Source organism: Rhodococcus sp. 077-4, assembly GCF_047782425.1.
Taxonomy (GTDB): domain Bacteria; phylum Actinomycetota; class Actinomycetes; order Mycobacteriales; family Mycobacteriaceae; genus Rhodococcoides.
Genome location: NZ_JAJPWC010000002.1, coordinates 1378110 through 1392096, shown reverse-complemented (window position 1 = coordinate 1392096; position 13987 = coordinate 1378110). Strand labels below are relative to the sequence as shown.

The 13987-nt window shown below is 65.4% G+C and carries 14 protein-coding genes; 8 read left to right on the top strand and 6 right to left on the bottom strand.

Annotated features, from left to right (window positions below):
- Positions 1-6: 6 nt before the first annotated feature.
- The 3 genes from ACNEOT_RS15675 to ACNEOT_RS15665 all read right to left on the bottom strand — a co-directional run bounded on the left by ACNEOT_RS15675 (position 7) and on the right by ACNEOT_RS15665 (position 3442).
- Positions 7-876, bottom strand: a complete 870-nt coding sequence (locus tag ACNEOT_RS15675; RefSeq protein WP_415974953.1) for an ABC transporter ATP-binding protein — start codon at positions 874-876, stop codon at positions 7-9.
- On the bottom strand, positions 873-1883 hold the full coding sequence (locus ACNEOT_RS15670; RefSeq protein WP_415975222.1) for a FecCD family ABC transporter permease: 1011 nt from the start codon (positions 1881-1883) through the stop codon (positions 873-875). The genes ACNEOT_RS15675 and ACNEOT_RS15670 overlap by 4 nt, the downstream gene beginning before the upstream one ends.
- Positions 1884-1966: 83 nt before the next feature.
- Entirely contained in the window at positions 1967-3442 is a 1476-nt protein-coding gene (locus tag ACNEOT_RS15665) for a FecCD family ABC transporter permease (protein ID WP_415974951.1), read from the bottom strand.
- Positions 3443-3625: 183 nt separating this feature from the next.
- On the opposite strand from ACNEOT_RS15665, the gene ACNEOT_RS15660 reads away from it, so the two are divergent.
- From ACNEOT_RS15660 to ACNEOT_RS15625, 8 genes are all read left to right on the top strand, one after another.
- Positions 3626-4387 (top strand): hypothetical protein, encoded by a 762-nt coding sequence (locus ACNEOT_RS15660; RefSeq protein ID WP_415974949.1) that lies wholly within the window; start codon positions 3626-3628, stop codon positions 4385-4387.
- Positions 4388-4610: 223 nt separating this feature from the next.
- Entirely contained in the window at positions 4611-5072 is a 462-nt protein-coding gene (locus tag ACNEOT_RS15655) for a PaaI family thioesterase (protein WP_415974948.1), read from the top strand.
- A 5-nt stretch (positions 5073-5077) separates the two neighbouring features.
- The gene (locus ACNEOT_RS15650; protein WP_415974947.1) at positions 5078-6358 is read left to right on the top strand and encodes a DUF6986 family protein; all 1281 of its coding nucleotides are present in this window, start codon (positions 5078-5080) and stop codon (positions 6356-6358) included.
- 85 nt (positions 6359-6443) lie between these two features.
- Positions 6444-7076: an urease subunit gamma gene (locus ACNEOT_RS15645; protein ID WP_415974945.1), complete on the top strand. Its 633-nt coding sequence runs from the start codon at positions 6444-6446 to the stop codon at positions 7074-7076.
- On the top strand, positions 7076-8797 hold the full coding sequence (locus tag ACNEOT_RS15640) for an urease subunit alpha (protein ID WP_415974944.1): 1722 nt from the start codon (positions 7076-7078) through the stop codon (positions 8795-8797). Before ACNEOT_RS15645 ends, ACNEOT_RS15640 begins: the two co-directional genes overlap by 1 nt.
- Positions 8797-9453 carry an urease accessory protein UreF gene (locus tag ACNEOT_RS15635; RefSeq protein ID WP_415974943.1) on the top strand — a complete coding sequence of 219 codons (657 nt, stop codon included), beginning with the start codon at positions 8797-8799 and terminating at the stop codon, positions 9451-9453. The genes ACNEOT_RS15640 and ACNEOT_RS15635 overlap by 1 nt, the downstream gene beginning before the upstream one ends.
- A gap of 53 nt (positions 9454-9506) precedes the next feature.
- On the top strand, positions 9507-10211 hold the full coding sequence (gene ureG / locus ACNEOT_RS15630) for an urease accessory protein UreG (protein WP_415974941.1): 705 nt from the start codon (positions 9507-9509) through the stop codon (positions 10209-10211).
- 6 nt (positions 10212-10217) lie between these two features.
- The gene (locus ACNEOT_RS15625; protein WP_415974940.1) at positions 10218-10886 is read left to right on the top strand and encodes an urease accessory protein UreD; all 669 of its coding nucleotides are present in this window, start codon (positions 10218-10220) and stop codon (positions 10884-10886) included.
- Positions 10887-10970: 84 nt separating this feature from the next.
- Here ACNEOT_RS15625 and ACNEOT_RS15620 read toward each other — a convergent pair whose 3' ends face one another.
- From ACNEOT_RS15620 to ACNEOT_RS15610, 3 genes are all read right to left on the bottom strand, one after another.
- Complete coding sequence (locus tag ACNEOT_RS15620; protein ID WP_415974939.1) at positions 10971-12374, bottom strand: NAD(P)/FAD-dependent oxidoreductase; 1404 nt, start codon at positions 12372-12374, stop codon at positions 10971-10973.
- Positions 12375-12481: 107 nt separating this feature from the next.
- Complete coding sequence (locus ACNEOT_RS15615; protein WP_415974938.1) at positions 12482-13282, bottom strand: HugZ family protein; 801 nt, start codon at positions 13280-13282, stop codon at positions 12482-12484.
- Positions 13283-13305: 23 nt separating this feature from the next.
- On the bottom strand, positions 13306-13983 hold the full coding sequence (locus tag ACNEOT_RS15610) for a GAP family protein (protein WP_415974937.1): 678 nt from the start codon (positions 13981-13983) through the stop codon (positions 13306-13308).
- Positions 13984-13987: the final 4 nt, after the last annotated feature.

Here is a 13987-nt window from a genome sequence, read left to right as displayed (position 1 = left end):
TCGGCTCTATTCGGCGGGGGACACGCCTGCGCCGGATCGGCTCACGGACTTCACAGGACCGCCGACCGATCCGTACACGTGCCTCGTGCCGATCGGAACGATGAGGGGACGATCGGACATCGGGTCCTCGATCACGGTGGCCTCGAGGCCGAAAACGTCGAGCAGCAGTTGCTCGGAAATGATGTCCTGCGGCCGGCCGGAGGTGACGATCTGTCCCTGCTTCATGACGATCAATCGGTCGCTGTAGCGGATCGCAAGGTTCAGATCGTGCAGCACCATGACGACGGTGCGGCCGAGCTCGTCGTGCAGGCGGTCGACAAGGTCCAGAACTTCGATGGAGTGCGCCAGATCGAGGTAGGTGGTCGGCTCGTCGAGCAGCAGGATGTCGGTGCCCTGGGCCAGCGCCATCGAGATCCACGCGCGCTGCCGCTGGCCGCCGGACAGTTCGTCGACGGGTCGGTCGGCGAGGTCGCCGACGCCGGTCAATTCCAGTGCGTTCGCCACCTCGGCCTCGTCGTCCGAACTCCACTGCCTGATCCACGACTGGTGCGGATGGCGACCGCGCGAGACGAGATCGGCGACGGTGAGTCCTTCCGGAGCGGTCGGGGCTTGAGGCAGCATGCCGAGGATGCGTGCCACTTCCTTGGTCTTCATCGACGAGATCGCTCGGCCGTCGAGCATCACGCTGCCGGCCTTGGGCTTGAGCAACCGACCGAGCGAGCGCAGCAGGGTCGATTTTCCGCAGCCGTTGGGTCCGATCACCGTGGTGATGACTCCGGTGTGTATCTCCAGATCGAGGTGCTCGACGATGGTGCGGTCGCCGTAACCGAGGCTGAGATCCTCCGCGATCAGACGCGAGGCGTGGCTGGTTGTCATACGGAAACCTTTCGATTACTGCGAACGAGAAGGTACAGAAGGAACGGTCCACCCAGGGCCGAGGTAACGATGCCGACCGGGAGCTCCACCGGCAGAATCGTGCGAGCGATCAGATCGCTCGCCACCACGAGCAATCCACCGAGCAGCGCCGACGCGATGATCGGCGGGCCGGGAGTTCGCAGAATTCTCAGGGCAATCTGAGGAGCGGCCAGCGCGACGAATCCGATTGGTCCCGCTGCGGCGGTGGCGATCGCAGCGAGAGCGACGGCCGCGAGCAGCATCATGGCTTGACTGTGTTGCAGGCGTACACCCAGCGATCGCGCGTTGTCGTCGCCGAGTCGTAAGGCACCGAGCGTGAACGTCGCGACGACGGTGCCGCCGCCGACCAGGACGACCGCGATCGCCACCGGCCACACCGATGCCCAGTCGGCCCCGTTGAGCGAACCGTTGAGCCAGACCTGGGCGCGCGAGACATCGTTGATGTCCGCGCTGATCAGCAGCCAGCCGATCACCGCGGTCAGCATGGCGTTGACGGCGATCCCCACCAGAATCAGGCGGAACCCGTCGACGCCCTTGCGCCAGGCGAGGGCATAGATCGCGATTGCGGTCAGCAGCCCGCCGATCAGTGCCGCCAGGGGCAGACCGAGGGTGGCCAGCAGCCCACTGAAGCTGCCACCGCCGAGCACGATCAGCGCGACGGCTGCGGCACTGGAACCGGCGGTGATGCCCAGAATGTCGGGGCTGGCGAGCGCGTTGCGAGAGATCGACTGGGTGATCGCGCCGGAGATCCCGAGCGCGGCTCCTACGAGAAGCCCGGTCAGCGATCGAGGCAGGCGCAAATCCATCACGATGAATCGTTCGATCCGTGAACCGCCACCGAGCAACACGTCGAGGACCTGCGCGATCGACAGTGGGAAGTCGCCGCGGCCGATGTTCACGCACATGACGAGCACGAGAGCTGCAGCCAGCAGAACGGTTGTGAGGACCATCAACGGCCGTCGGACCATCGAGATCGGACCAAGGCGAAACGGGGGCCGGGAACGCACGCCGCCCGTGCCGGGCGACGGCGTCGGGAATTTCAGGTCGGCGGTCACAGGCCGACCAACTTCCGGCGTCGAACGAGGGCGATGAAGAACGGCGCTCCGATCAAGGCCAGGACGATGCCGACCTGAAGCTCGCCCGGGCGCACCACGACGCGTCCGATGACGTCCGCGATCATCAGCATCACCCCGCCCATCAGGCCCGCATAGGGGACGAGCCAGCGATAGTCGGGTCCGGTCACCGCGCGGGCGATGTGCGGAACGACGAGGCCCACGAACGCTATGGGTCCGCATGCTGCTGTTGCTGCACCGGTGAGCAGCGTGATCGCGAGAATGCCGACGGTTCGGGTGATCGCGATGTTGGTCCCGAGCGATCGTGCGACGTCCTCGCCGAGACTCATCACATTCAGACCGGGAGTACTGGCGAGGGCGATGAGAACACCGATCACCAGGAAGGGGAGTACCTGCCACAACACGTCGAGGCCGCGACCGGCGACGGATCCCACCACCCAGAAGCGATAGCCGTCGAGGCTGGTCTGGTCGAGGAGCACGACGGCATTGGTCATCGCTATCAGGAAGAAGGAGACGCCTGCTCCGGCCAGGGCGAGATTGATCGGACTCGATCTGCCCGACCCGATCGACGACAACCCGAACACCACGATGCTGGCCACAGCCGAGCCTGCGAATGCGAACCACAGATACTGACTCGGCGAGGTGAACCGGAACAGATAGATGGCCATCACGACGAAGAAGGCCGCGCCGGAATTGAGGCCGAGCAGGCTGGCGTCGGCCAGAGGGTTACGCGTGTGCCCCTGGATCAGGGCTCCTGCGATTCCGAGGGCAATACCGACGACCAACGCGAGCACCGTACGGGGAACCCGCAACGTGCGCACGATGATGTCGGTATCGGTGCCCGTCGAATCGAGCAGGGCGTGCGCGATCTCGGCAAAGGTCAAAGGCCGTGCACCGATTGCGATGCTGGCGAGTACGCCTGCCACGAGAGCTGCGACCAGGACCGCCAGGCCGATCAACCTCCGACGACGGATGGCGGCCACCGAACCGTCCTTGGGGATTGGCTCGAAACCTTCTGCGGTAGCGGTCTTCTCGCGCACCACCTCGGATGATGCAGCGCCGATCCCGAACTGGCGTCGCAGCGCGCGACGCGCCCCGATCGGACCATGAGTGACGCTGTCGCGCACTGTCAGACCCATCCAGCGTCGACCGGTGCTCTGACCTTCGTTGCCATCGCGGTAGCCGCGGTTCCACACGAACAGAGCCAGCGCGACGCACGCTGCGATCGTTCCGAACACGAAGCGGTCCGCCTGACCGCCACCGTTGTCGTCACGCAGCGCGTCGACGATGGACCAGCCGACGAACAGTGGGATCAGCACGATGAGCGCATCGATCGCGGCAGCAGCGATGCGGGAACTCCGCGGCGGCGGCCCGGTGGGCACGTCCTCGGTTCCGTACGGCTCGTCGGAGGACCGACGCGCGCCGTGGGGGCCGAGTAGCGGAGCTGTGGTCACAGTGGTCGTGACTCCTCGCTGAATCGAAGGGACATGGTTTAGGTTACGGAACCCTTGCTCACCGCGTGAGGTGAGGTAAGGGTAGCGGTGCCTGACCCGCTTTCAGATCTGGTTAGGCTAACCTACATCTACCGAGTCGGGGTGCGACGTGTGCACCCGCCACGAACTTCAAGGAGCGATCAGGTGTCAGTTGCAACCGCAGCATCCACGGGCTGGGCCGATATTCATCGTTTGTCGAATCGATCCGGCGGAACGGCGCTGTTGGCCGAGTCGAGTGCGACACTGCGCGCGCTGAATCCCGACTATCCCCGGATGTACGCGGTGGCGGCGATGGCCAACGAGGGTAAGCGTCGCTGGTGGCAGTTGGCAGTGGGTCTCGACGACGGTCGAATCGAACAGATGTACCGACGATCGCTCGAGGATCTGGATGTACCGGAGGCCGCCGCGGTGCAGGTGGCGACGGCCCTGATTCACGCTGTCGTCGGACGGGTGGCCGCGTTGCTGGTCCTGGAAGGGCGCGCGTGGGATCCGGGTATCGACAATCTGTGGATCCACATGGACAGTGACGGCGGAATAGATTGGGCGGGAGTCGCTTCGCCGATTCTGCGCGTGCTGCAGGACGATCCCGCTGCGGGAGAGCCCGGCACCGTGACGCTGCCGTGCGAGCAAGCTCTTCTGGTGTGGACCGCACATCGCTGCACCACCTCGCTCGGTGCGGTGTTCCGTGCGATTTCCGAGCGCGCGCCGCTCGACGTTCGAGTTTTCTGGGCACTGGTCGGCGACGCCATTCTCGGGGCCTCCACCTACGTGCCGATTCTGGCGGGGTCGAGCGCGTCGGCCGGCGCGCGGCGGGGGCAGATGCTGCTCGACGCGATGGTCGCTGCCGGGGCTCCCGTCCGCTCACGCGTCGGGGTTCCGGGCCGAGCGAAGCTTCGAGCGTCGTGAGGCTCTTGCGTCTCAACTAAGGTTTGCCTATGCTGAATTGGTACCAACGGACCGCGCCGGAGTCCTGAGGGCTGCAGTGACTCCCGGTCCTTGCCACGGTGGGCCTCCCGTTCTTCTCGAACGGGAGGCCCACCGATTTTCGTTGGTCTCTCGTCGTGTAGTTCTGGTGGGGGTCGACTTCGATGTGGGCCCGACAATCCCGACGCGACCGGAAAGCGGAGCAATGACCGATTCGAACGGCACCACCGAAGCGAGCCCCTTCGAGACCCTCACCCCGGAGCAGCTGACCGAACTCTGCGGACGCGGGTTCGACGGCGTCGTCGGTCTGCGGTACCTCCACGTGTCCGGCGACGAAGTTCGTGCGGAGTGGGACGTCACCCCGCAACTTCATCAACCGGCCGGGATCATGCACGGCGGAGTCCTGTGCGCGGTGGTCGAGTCGGTGGCAAGCATCGGTGGGTCTGCGTGGTTCGGCTCCCGTGGTCACGTCGTCGGTGTCAACAACAGCACCGATTTCCTTCGAGCGACGCGATCGGGCACCGTGATCGCACAAGGACATCCGATTCATCGGGGACGGACTCAGCAACTCTGGCAGGTCGACATCTCGGACGAGAACGGACGCCTCGTCGCCCAGGGCAAGGTGCGGCTGGCGAATATCGAAAACACCGCACTTCTGGGAAAGTGATGTCCATGACGGGACACAGCGACAACGCCGAATCCACCGTGAAGTCGGGGACCACCGCATTGACTTCCGAGGCGTTCGCTCGCCTCGAGTCACTGTTCGATCCCATCGACGACGAACTGGCGCAACGCTATCCGGGTGACCGAATCGGTGGCCAGCCCTCTCATACCGTCTACGTCTCGGCCGCGGACGCGTCGGCGGATGTGCCCGCCGCATGGGGCAATGCCGCTCTGACAATTCTGGATGATCATCCCGAGATGTTCGCCGGCCTCGACGCCGTCGATGCAGTACCTCTCGTGCGCGAGCGACTCGGTAGCGCTCCCATCCAGGACCTCAGGTTCGATTTCGAGGACGGGTACGGGTGGCGATCGGACGCTGTCGAGGACGGCCATGCGACCGCTGTCGGGGCAGCGCTGTCCGTCCTGGCGAAGGATCCCACGGGCCCGGCCTGGCTCGGAATACGTGCCAAAGGGCTTGCCGCACACGAGCGTCGGCGCGGAATCAGAACACTTGAGCTCGTCCTGGACGGAGCCGGGGGAGTGCCCGACGGCTTCGTGTTCACCGTGCCCAAGCTGCGCGCTGCAGAGCAGGTAGCCGCCGTGGTCGCACTGTGCGAGGAGGTCGAGCGCGCACACGGACTGCCCGATCGAGCCTTACGTTTCGAGTTGCAGATCGAAAGTCCGCAGGCAGTGATCGGGGCCGACGGCACGACGACGCTTGCGCGTGCGATCACCGGAGCGGACGGCCGTTGCACCTCCCTGCATTACGGAACCTACGACTACAGCGCCGCATGCGGAATCACCTCTGCCCAGCAATCACTGGCCCATCCGGTGGCAGACCACGCGAAGAACGTCATGCTGGTGGCTGCGGCGCAGACCGGGGTGTGGGTGTGCGACGGTTCGACCCAGGTGGTGCCGACAGGCGATCCCGCGCAGGTGGCCGCGTCCGCGCGTCGACACTTCGATCTGGTGACCCGATCTCTCGAGCGCGGTTTCTATCAGGGTTGGGACATGCATCCCGGGCATCTGGTGACGCGATGGTTGGCTACTTTCGGCTTCTTCCGCCAGGCCATGCCGGTCGCGGCAGCTCGGTTGGGAAACTACCTCGACCGTCAGGGCGGCGAGGTGATGGACGAGCCGGCGACGGCCCAGGCTCTGGCCGGTGTTCTGATGCGGGGCTTGGATTCGGGCGCGTTCGGCATCGCCGAACTGCAGAACATCGCTGCCGGCATCGACCGAGACGTGCTGCGGGGACTGCTCGATCGATCGGTGACCGTACCGCTCGGATGAGGTGCGTCGGCGCGCTCCGCTGCCGGTCCGGCGCGGGCGTGTCAGAATTGCCGAGCACCATCACCGATCGGGACGGAGAACTCCAATGCGGTTGTCTCCGCACGAGCAGGATCGACTGCTCGTCAGCTACGCGGCCGAACTCGCTCGGCGTCGACAGGCTCGCGGCCTCAAACTCAATCACCCCGAGGCGATTGCGGTGATCACCGATCACCTCCTCGAGGGTGCCCGCGACGGCCGATCCGTCGCGGAGCTGATGTCCTCCGGCCGTGAGATTCTCGGTGCCGACGACGTTCTCGGTGGCGTTCCCGAGTTGCTCCCCGAGGTGATGGTCGAAGCGACCTTTCCGGACGGCACGAAGCTGATCACGGTGCACGAGCCGATCTCGCCGAAGCGGGGTGACGGTCACCTGATTCCGGGCGAGATCATCAGCGTCGCAGGCGACATCGAGGTCAACGAGGGTGCCGAGGCGGTCACCCTGACCGTTGTCAACGCGGGAGATCGACCGGTACAGGTGGGCAGCCACGTGCACTTTCCTCAGTCCAACGCGGCCTTGCAGTTCGACCGCGAGCGGGCGCACGGCCACCGCCTCGACATCCCCGCAGGAACGGCGGTGCGGTTCGAGCCCGGTATCGAACAGGAGATTCGACTCGTGCCGCTCGGCGGCACGCGCGAGGTCCACGGATTGAGCATGACACCTCCCGGAAAGTTGGACTCCTGATGGCGCGCATGAGTCGCAGTCGATATGCCCAGTTGTTCGGCCCCACCACGGGTGATCGAATCCGCTTGGCAGACACCGATCTTCTGATCGAGGTCACCGAGGACCGCAGCGGAGGCCCCGGCATCGCGGGTGAGGAGGCCGTGTTCGGCGGCGGAAAAGTGATTCGTGAATCGATGGGTCAATCGCGAGCGACCCGCGTCGACGGTGCTCCCGACACGGTGATCACCGGAGTGGTCGTCGTCGACTACTGGGGAATCATCAAGGCCGATCTCGGAATTCGCGACGGCCGCATCGTGGCACTGGGCAAGGCCGGTAATCCCGACACCATGACCGGTGTGCATCCCGATCTGGTCATCGGCCCGTCGACCGAGATAATCGCAGGCAACGGGAAAATCGTCACGGCCGGCGGCATCGATTGCCACGTCCACCTGATCTGCCCGCAGATCAAGGAGGAAGCCCTCGGTGGCGGCATCACCACCGTGATCGCAGGCGGTACCGGACCCGCAGAAGGCAGTAAGGCCACCACCGTCACCCCGGGCGCATGGCACCTGTCCCGGATGCTCGAGTCGCTGGACGACTGGCCGATGAACATCGTGCTCCTCGGCAAGGGCAACACGGTCAATCCCGACTCGATGTGGGAGCAATTGCGCGCGGGCGCATCGGGATTCAAACTGCACGAGGACTGGGGATCCACCCCGGCCGCAATCGATGCCTGCTTGCGAGTGTGCGAGGACGCGGGGGTGCAGGCGGCCCTGCACTCGGACACCCTGAACGAGGCCGGATTCGTCGAGACCACTCTCGATGCGATCGCGGGTCGCGGAATTCACGCCTACCACACCGAAGGTGCAGGTGGTGGGCACGCACCCGACATCATCACCGTGGCGGCGCAGCCACACGTCCTCCCCAGCTCGACCAACCCGACGCGTCCCCACACCGTCAACACCCTCGACGAGCATCTCGACATGTTGATGGTGTGCCACCACCTCAGTCCGTCGATTCCGGAAGATCTGGCGTTCGCGGAGAGCCGGATTCGGCCGTCGACCATCGCAGCCGAGGATCTGCTGCACGACATGGGCGCGATCTCGATGATCGGCAGCGACGCCCAGGCGATGGGCCGGATCGGTGAGGTCGTTCTGCGCACCTGGCAGACGGCACACGTGATGAAGTCTCGTCGCGGCTTCCTGGCCGGTGACAACGGAGCGGACAACAACCGCGTCATGCGCTACATCGCGAAATACACCATCTGCCCGGCCGTCGCACACGGGCTGGACGACGAGATCGGGTCGGTCGAGCCGGGCAAGCTCGCCGATCTGGTGCTGTGGGATCCGGCCTTCTTCGGCGTCCGTCCCCATATGGTCATCAAGGGCGGCATGATCGCCTGGGCGGCCATGGGCGATGCCAACGCGTCCATTCCGACTCCGCAACCCGAACTGCCACGTCCGATGTTCGGGGCGTCACCGAAGGCCGCGGCGGCCACGTCGTTGCATTTCGTTGCCCCGCAGGCGATCGAGGACGGACTCGCCGACCGTCTGAACTGCGATCGGCGGCTGGTTCCGGTCAAGAACGTGCGCAGTGTCAGGAAGTCCGACATGGCTCTCAACGACGCCCTGCCCGATATCCGAGTGGATCCCGACACCTTCACCGTACGTATCGACGGTGACGTGTGGAAGGAACAGCCGGCAACCGAACTGCCGATGGCGCAGCGATACTTCCTGTTCTGATGCCCGATGCCCGTTCTCAGGTGACCACGCTTCTCTCGCTTGCCGATTCACGCCTGCCCACCGGTGGACACGTCCACTCCGGTGGAGTGGAAGAAGCGATCGCTTCAGGCTTCGTCCGAGACATCACGACGCTCGAGGCATTCCTTCGCCGTCGTATCCGAACGTCCGGGGCCACAACAGCGTCCATCGCTGCATCGCTGGTGCACGGCTCGTCGAGCACGGACGAGGCAGATGCCGAGTCCGACGCACGAACTCCGTCCCCGGCTGCCAGATCTGCCTCCCGTGCTCAGGGGCGCGGATTGCTTCGACTGGCCAAATCCGCATGGCTGCATCATGATTGGACGTCGATCGGGAAGAAGCCGCACCTGGCCGTCGCCGCCGGGCACGTCGGACTGGCGGCAGGCCTGTCGGTTGCCGACACAGCCGCGGTGCAGGTGTACATCACCATGACCGGGTCGGCTATCGCAGCGCAGCGGCTGCTCGCGCTCGATCCGGCCGAGGTTGCCGCGTGCACCATCCGATTGGGCGACTTCTGCGACGAGGTGACGGCGGCTGTGTGCGCGTGCTTGCCCGAGCTGATGGAGTTGTCGGATCCGTTGCTGGACATGTTCGCCGAAGCCCACGCCGTCCGCGATCGGCCACTGTTCGTATCCTGAGTACGGTTCCGATTTTTCCCCAGCGACTGTTCCCGACACACAAGGAGATCGACATGCCCCCGCACCTGATCGACGGTGAACCACACGACCACGGCTTGGATCGGCCCAAGCGCGCACGGGTGGCAGGCGACGCCCTACGGGTCGGCATCGGTGGGCCCGTGGGTTCCGGCAAGACGGCGTTGGTGGCTGCACTGTGTCGTCAGCTTCGTGACGAACTCTCGCTCGCCGTGCTCACCAACGACATCTACACCACCGAGGACGCCGACTTCTTGCGCAGGCACGCGGTGTTGCCCGACGAGCGCATCACGGCGGTGCAGACCGGTGGCTGCCCGCACACCGCGATCCGCGACGACATCACTGCCAATCTCGACGCGATCGACGATCTGATCGAGAACAACCCACCGCTGGACCTGATTCTCGTGGAGTCCGGCGGCGACAATCTGACCGCGACATTCTCGTCCGGCCTGATCGACGTGCAGATCTTCGTCGTCGATGTCGCCGGGGGAGACAAGGTGCCCCGCAAGGGTGGGCCGGGCGTCACGTTCTCCGACCTGTTGGTCGTCAACAAGACGGACCTCGCACCGTACGTGGGAGCGGACTTGGGTGTCATGGAGCGCGACGCGGCCCAGGTGCGCGAGGGGCGCCCGACTGCGCTGATCTCCCTGACCGACGATCCGGCCGCGACCATGGTGCTCGAGTGGGTGCGCGAGCAGCTGAAGGTCATTGCCGACGCCGACGCGCACGCCCACACTCACTGAGCGTCGATGCACACCGAGCTCTGCATCGACGCGAGCCGAAGCCGTAGCCCACGCATCACCTCGGTGGGCGGACTCGCCGGGCGACAGACGGGACCGGACACAGTCCATCTGATCGGTACTGCGGCAACACCTCTCGGGGGTGACACCATCGTGGTCAGGATTTCGGTGGCGGCCGGAGCGCACCTGGAGGTGCGCAGTGTCGCGGCGTCGTTGGCGATGCCCGGTGGGCTGCATCGTCATTCGTCCGCGCAGTGGCACTTCGAGGTCGGAGCAGGCGCGTCGCTCGTCTTCGATCCCGAACCGATGGTGGTTGTTTCCGATGCTTCACATTCGGTGGTGAACACCATTGTGCTGCATGATGATTCGACATTGTGGTTGCGTGAGCGTACGCAGATCGGACGGTTCGAGGAAGCGTCGGGTCGGTGGAGCAGTTCGATGCGATGCGACGTCGGAGGTAGGCCCTTGCTGCGTCATCGAGTGGAGCTGGGCGAGGGATCGGTTGCGCACGATGCGTTGTCGGCTCCGCTGTCGATGTCGAGCACGCTGCAGTATCCCGATACTCGGGCGTCCGCGGTGGATCTGGCCGACGGAAGCGTTCGGCTGGCGCTTGCCGGAGGAGGCTCGCTGAGTACGTCGGTTGCGCGTCGTCTGCAGCCGAGCCGTACAGGCGTGTGAGGCGGCACTCCGCACAACGAAACACATCGGCCGACGGTGTCCCGTCGGCCGATGTGTCGTTCGTGGAGTGGTGTCAGCGGTCGTTCAGCCTGATGCCGTCTCGCGTTCCTGCTCGGAAGCGGCGGTGTCCGCCTTCACGGCACCCGCGCGTTCGAGAGAGTTGAGTTGCTCGATGGCCAGCCGCGCGAACACCTGCTGCTCGGTCGATGCCATCTGCGCCCGGCCCTTGCCGAGGAACGTCACGAACCAGGAGATGACGGTCGTGATGCGACTGCGGTAGCCCACGAGGTAGTACAGGTGGAGTGCGAGCCACATGAGCCACGCGATGAATCCGCCGAATTCGAGTTTGCCGACCTTGGCGACCGCGTTGAACCGCGAGACCGTTGCCATCGAACCCTTGTCGAAGTACTTGAACGGGGCCCGCTGAGCGGGATCGTCCTCGCCCTTGACCGCGGCCTTGATCAACTTCGCGGCATAGGTTGCGCCCTGGATGGCACCCTGAGCCATACCCGGAACGTCCTTGACCGACATCAGGTCGCCGACCACGAACACGTTCGGGTGGCCCTTGACCGTCAGATCCGGTTCGACGAGCACGCGTCCGGCGCGGTCGGTTTCCGATCCCGACTGGTCGGCGAGCTGCTTGCCGAGGGGGCTGCCCTGCACGCCCGCGGACCAGACCTTGCACTGCGCCTCGATGCGACGCGTCGTGCCGTCCTTCTCCTTGACCGTCAGACCGTCGTTGTCGACGTCGGTGACCATCGCGTTGAGCTGGATCTCGACGCCCAGCTTCTCGAGCCGCTCGGCGGCCTTGCGGCCTAGCTTCTCGCCCATGGGGGGCAGTACGGCAGGTGCGGCGTCGAGCAGGATGACGCGGGCGTCGCGGGGATCGATGTTGCGGAAGGCACCGTCGAGGGTGCGATCGGCGAGTTCGGCGATCTGACCGGCCAACTCCACGCCCGTGGGGCCCGCGCCGACGACCACGAAGGTCATGAGGCGGTCCTTCTCCTCCTGATCGTCGGAGAGTTCGGCCTGCTCGAAGGCACCGAGAATGCGTCCACGCAGTTCGAGTGCATCGTCGATGGTCTTCATACCGGGAGCGAACTCGGCGAAGTGATCGTTACCGAAGTAGGACTGCTGTGCGCCGGCCGCGACGATCAGGCTGTCGAAAGGAGTGACGGTGATGCGTTCGAGGAGCTTGGACGTGACCGTCTTGGCTTCGAGATCGATGTTGAGCACGTCTCCCAGCAGCACCTCGGCGTTCTTCTGCTTGCGCAGAATGACGCGGGTCGTGGGAGCGATCTCGCCGACGGACAGAATGCCGGTCGCGACCTGGTAGAGGAGCGGCTGGAAAAGGTGGTGTGTCGTCTTGGCGACGAGGGTGATGTCGACGTCGGCTTTCTTGAGCGCCTTGACGCCGAACAGACCTCCGAACCCGGAACCGATGACGACGACGCGGTGACGCTTCGATTCGAGCGGTTGGATGCTCATTACCTGCTCCCTAACGATTGCGGTGTGAGGACAACGGTAGTCGCCATCGATCGGGACGTCTCGGCAAGGGCGTCGTACCGGCCCGGGTGGGAGAACGGCGCGGACGCCTAACGGCCGGCCGCAGCTCGCTTCGCCAGTTCGACGGTCGCGGCACGTAGTTCGCCGGCCGAGTCGATCGGGGCCGCATAGCCGACCCTGGTGTACGCGATCCCGCGCGGGGTGAGCACCTTCAGATCCAGTCCGTAGCGGTCCGCGGCCGTGCATTCGGCGGAGGTGGCGTCGGGAAAGCCGCCCAGTTCGCGCGCCATCGCCGTCAGCGACGACGAGTGGTCGGCGTTGAGGTGCTCGATCGCGTACGCGGAGGTCGGCGACACCGGATCCGGCGTGGCCTCGTAATACGCTTCCGCGGTTGCCGAGTCCATCCGGCCGTATCCGCCGACCCACCGAACGCGATGCACGCGCATGACCCACAGGGTGAAATCGCTGTAGTCCAGGTAGTACTTCGCGGCCGGTACGCCGTCGAGATGTGCGGCGCGTGCTGCGGCCACTTCGTCTCCCTCGGGCCGTTCGACCACGCCTGCCAGTGTGATTCGGCCCGAGGCCAGCGGATCGGTCTGCGATTGCGGTGCGACGATCGACACGCTCACCCGTCGATCGCCTGCGAGATTGCGTCCGTGCTCGGCCATTCGCGAGACGCACAGAACCGGAGCGCCGTCGAGCAATCCGTACGTGACGAACGAAGCCCACGGGTCGCCGTCCGCGGTCAGGCTCGCAAGAGTTGCGGTGTTGGTGGACGCCGCGATCGTGCGTGCTTCCTCGGCAGCGGAGGGACGACGGTCGTCGACGACCGGGGCCAGGGGAGGGGGAACGGACGGGGCGTCACCGGGATCGCCGTGATCGAGTGCCATGCGCAGCAGCTTACGGCGAAGGCCTACACGAGGTCTCCGGCATGAACCAGAGCGTCGGCGACGAGTGCGAGACCGAGCACGACGAAGATCACCCGCACCGCAGGCGGTCCGTAGCGCGTCATGCTCCGCACGATCACGGTGAATGCCCGCCGCGAACGTCGACTCCTTCTCGACGCCAGAATCAGCACGACGAGGGGCGGTAGCAAGGCGATCAGGCAATAGGCGAAAACGACGGCCGGCCACCACTGCGGTCTGGGATCGTGCGTGGAGAGCATCGTCAGACCCGCAAGATACGGCACGGCCGTCGGACCCTGCACCAGTCCGATCGCCAGTCCGGTCAGGGCGAGGAGAGGAACGCTCGAGCCGGTTCTGGTGGCCCACGCCGGTGGGCGGCGCTCGGTGGTTCGCAGCGCACCGAGCGCTACGAGAACCAGCCCGATCACGAGCTCTGTGCGATACCGAACCGTGGGAGTGACGGTGAAGTCGAACAGATCGGTGAAGAAATCGACTCCGAGGACGGTGAGGATGCCGAATGTCGTCGTCGCTGCGAAGACTCCACCGACGAAAGCCAGCCCGGCTCGGAAAGGCGACCGGCGGGTGGTCCTGGAGTGCACTGCAATTGCGGCCGTGACGCCGATCAACAACACGTCGAGCGAATCGAGGACTGCGAATCCGACGAGCGCAAGCAGCAGAGTCGCCATAGAA

Coding starts and splice junctions, on each gene's coding strand:
- ACNEOT_RS15620 (WP_415974939.1), bottom strand. CDS start 12,374: ATGAGCATCCAACCGCTCGAATCGAAGCGTCACCGCGTCGTCGTCATC.
- ACNEOT_RS15635 (WP_415974943.1), top strand. CDS start 8,797: ATGCCCGATGCCCGTTCTCAGGTGACCACGCTTCTCTCGCTTGCCGAT.
- ACNEOT_RS15655 (WP_415974948.1), top strand. CDS start 4,611: ATGACCGATTCGAACGGCACCACCGAAGCGAGCCCCTTCGAGACCCTC.
- ACNEOT_RS15610 (WP_415974937.1), bottom strand. CDS start 13,983: ATGGCGACTCTGCTGCTTGCGCTCGTCGGATTCGCAGTCCTCGATTCG.
- ACNEOT_RS15650 (WP_415974947.1), top strand. CDS start 5,078: ATGACGGGACACAGCGACAACGCCGAATCCACCGTGAAGTCGGGGACC.
- ACNEOT_RS15625 (WP_415974940.1), top strand. CDS start 10,218: ATGCACACCGAGCTCTGCATCGACGCGAGCCGAAGCCGTAGCCCACGC.
- ACNEOT_RS15615 (WP_415974938.1), bottom strand. CDS start 13,282: ATGGCACTCGATCACGGCGATCCCGGTGACGCCCCGTCCGTTCCCCCT.
- ureG (WP_415974941.1), top strand. CDS start 9,507: ATGCCCCCGCACCTGATCGACGGTGAACCACACGACCACGGCTTGGAT.
- ACNEOT_RS15645 (WP_415974945.1), top strand. CDS start 6,444: ATGCGGTTGTCTCCGCACGAGCAGGATCGACTGCTCGTCAGCTACGCG.
- ACNEOT_RS15670 (WP_415975222.1), bottom strand. CDS start 1,883: ATGGTCCGACGGCCGTTGATGGTCCTCACAACCGTTCTGCTGGCTGCA.
- ACNEOT_RS15675 (WP_415974953.1), bottom strand. CDS start 876: ATGACAACCAGCCACGCCTCGCGTCTGATCGCGGAGGATCTCAGCCTC.
- ACNEOT_RS15640 (WP_415974944.1), top strand. CDS start 7,076: ATGGCGCGCATGAGTCGCAGTCGATATGCCCAGTTGTTCGGCCCCACC.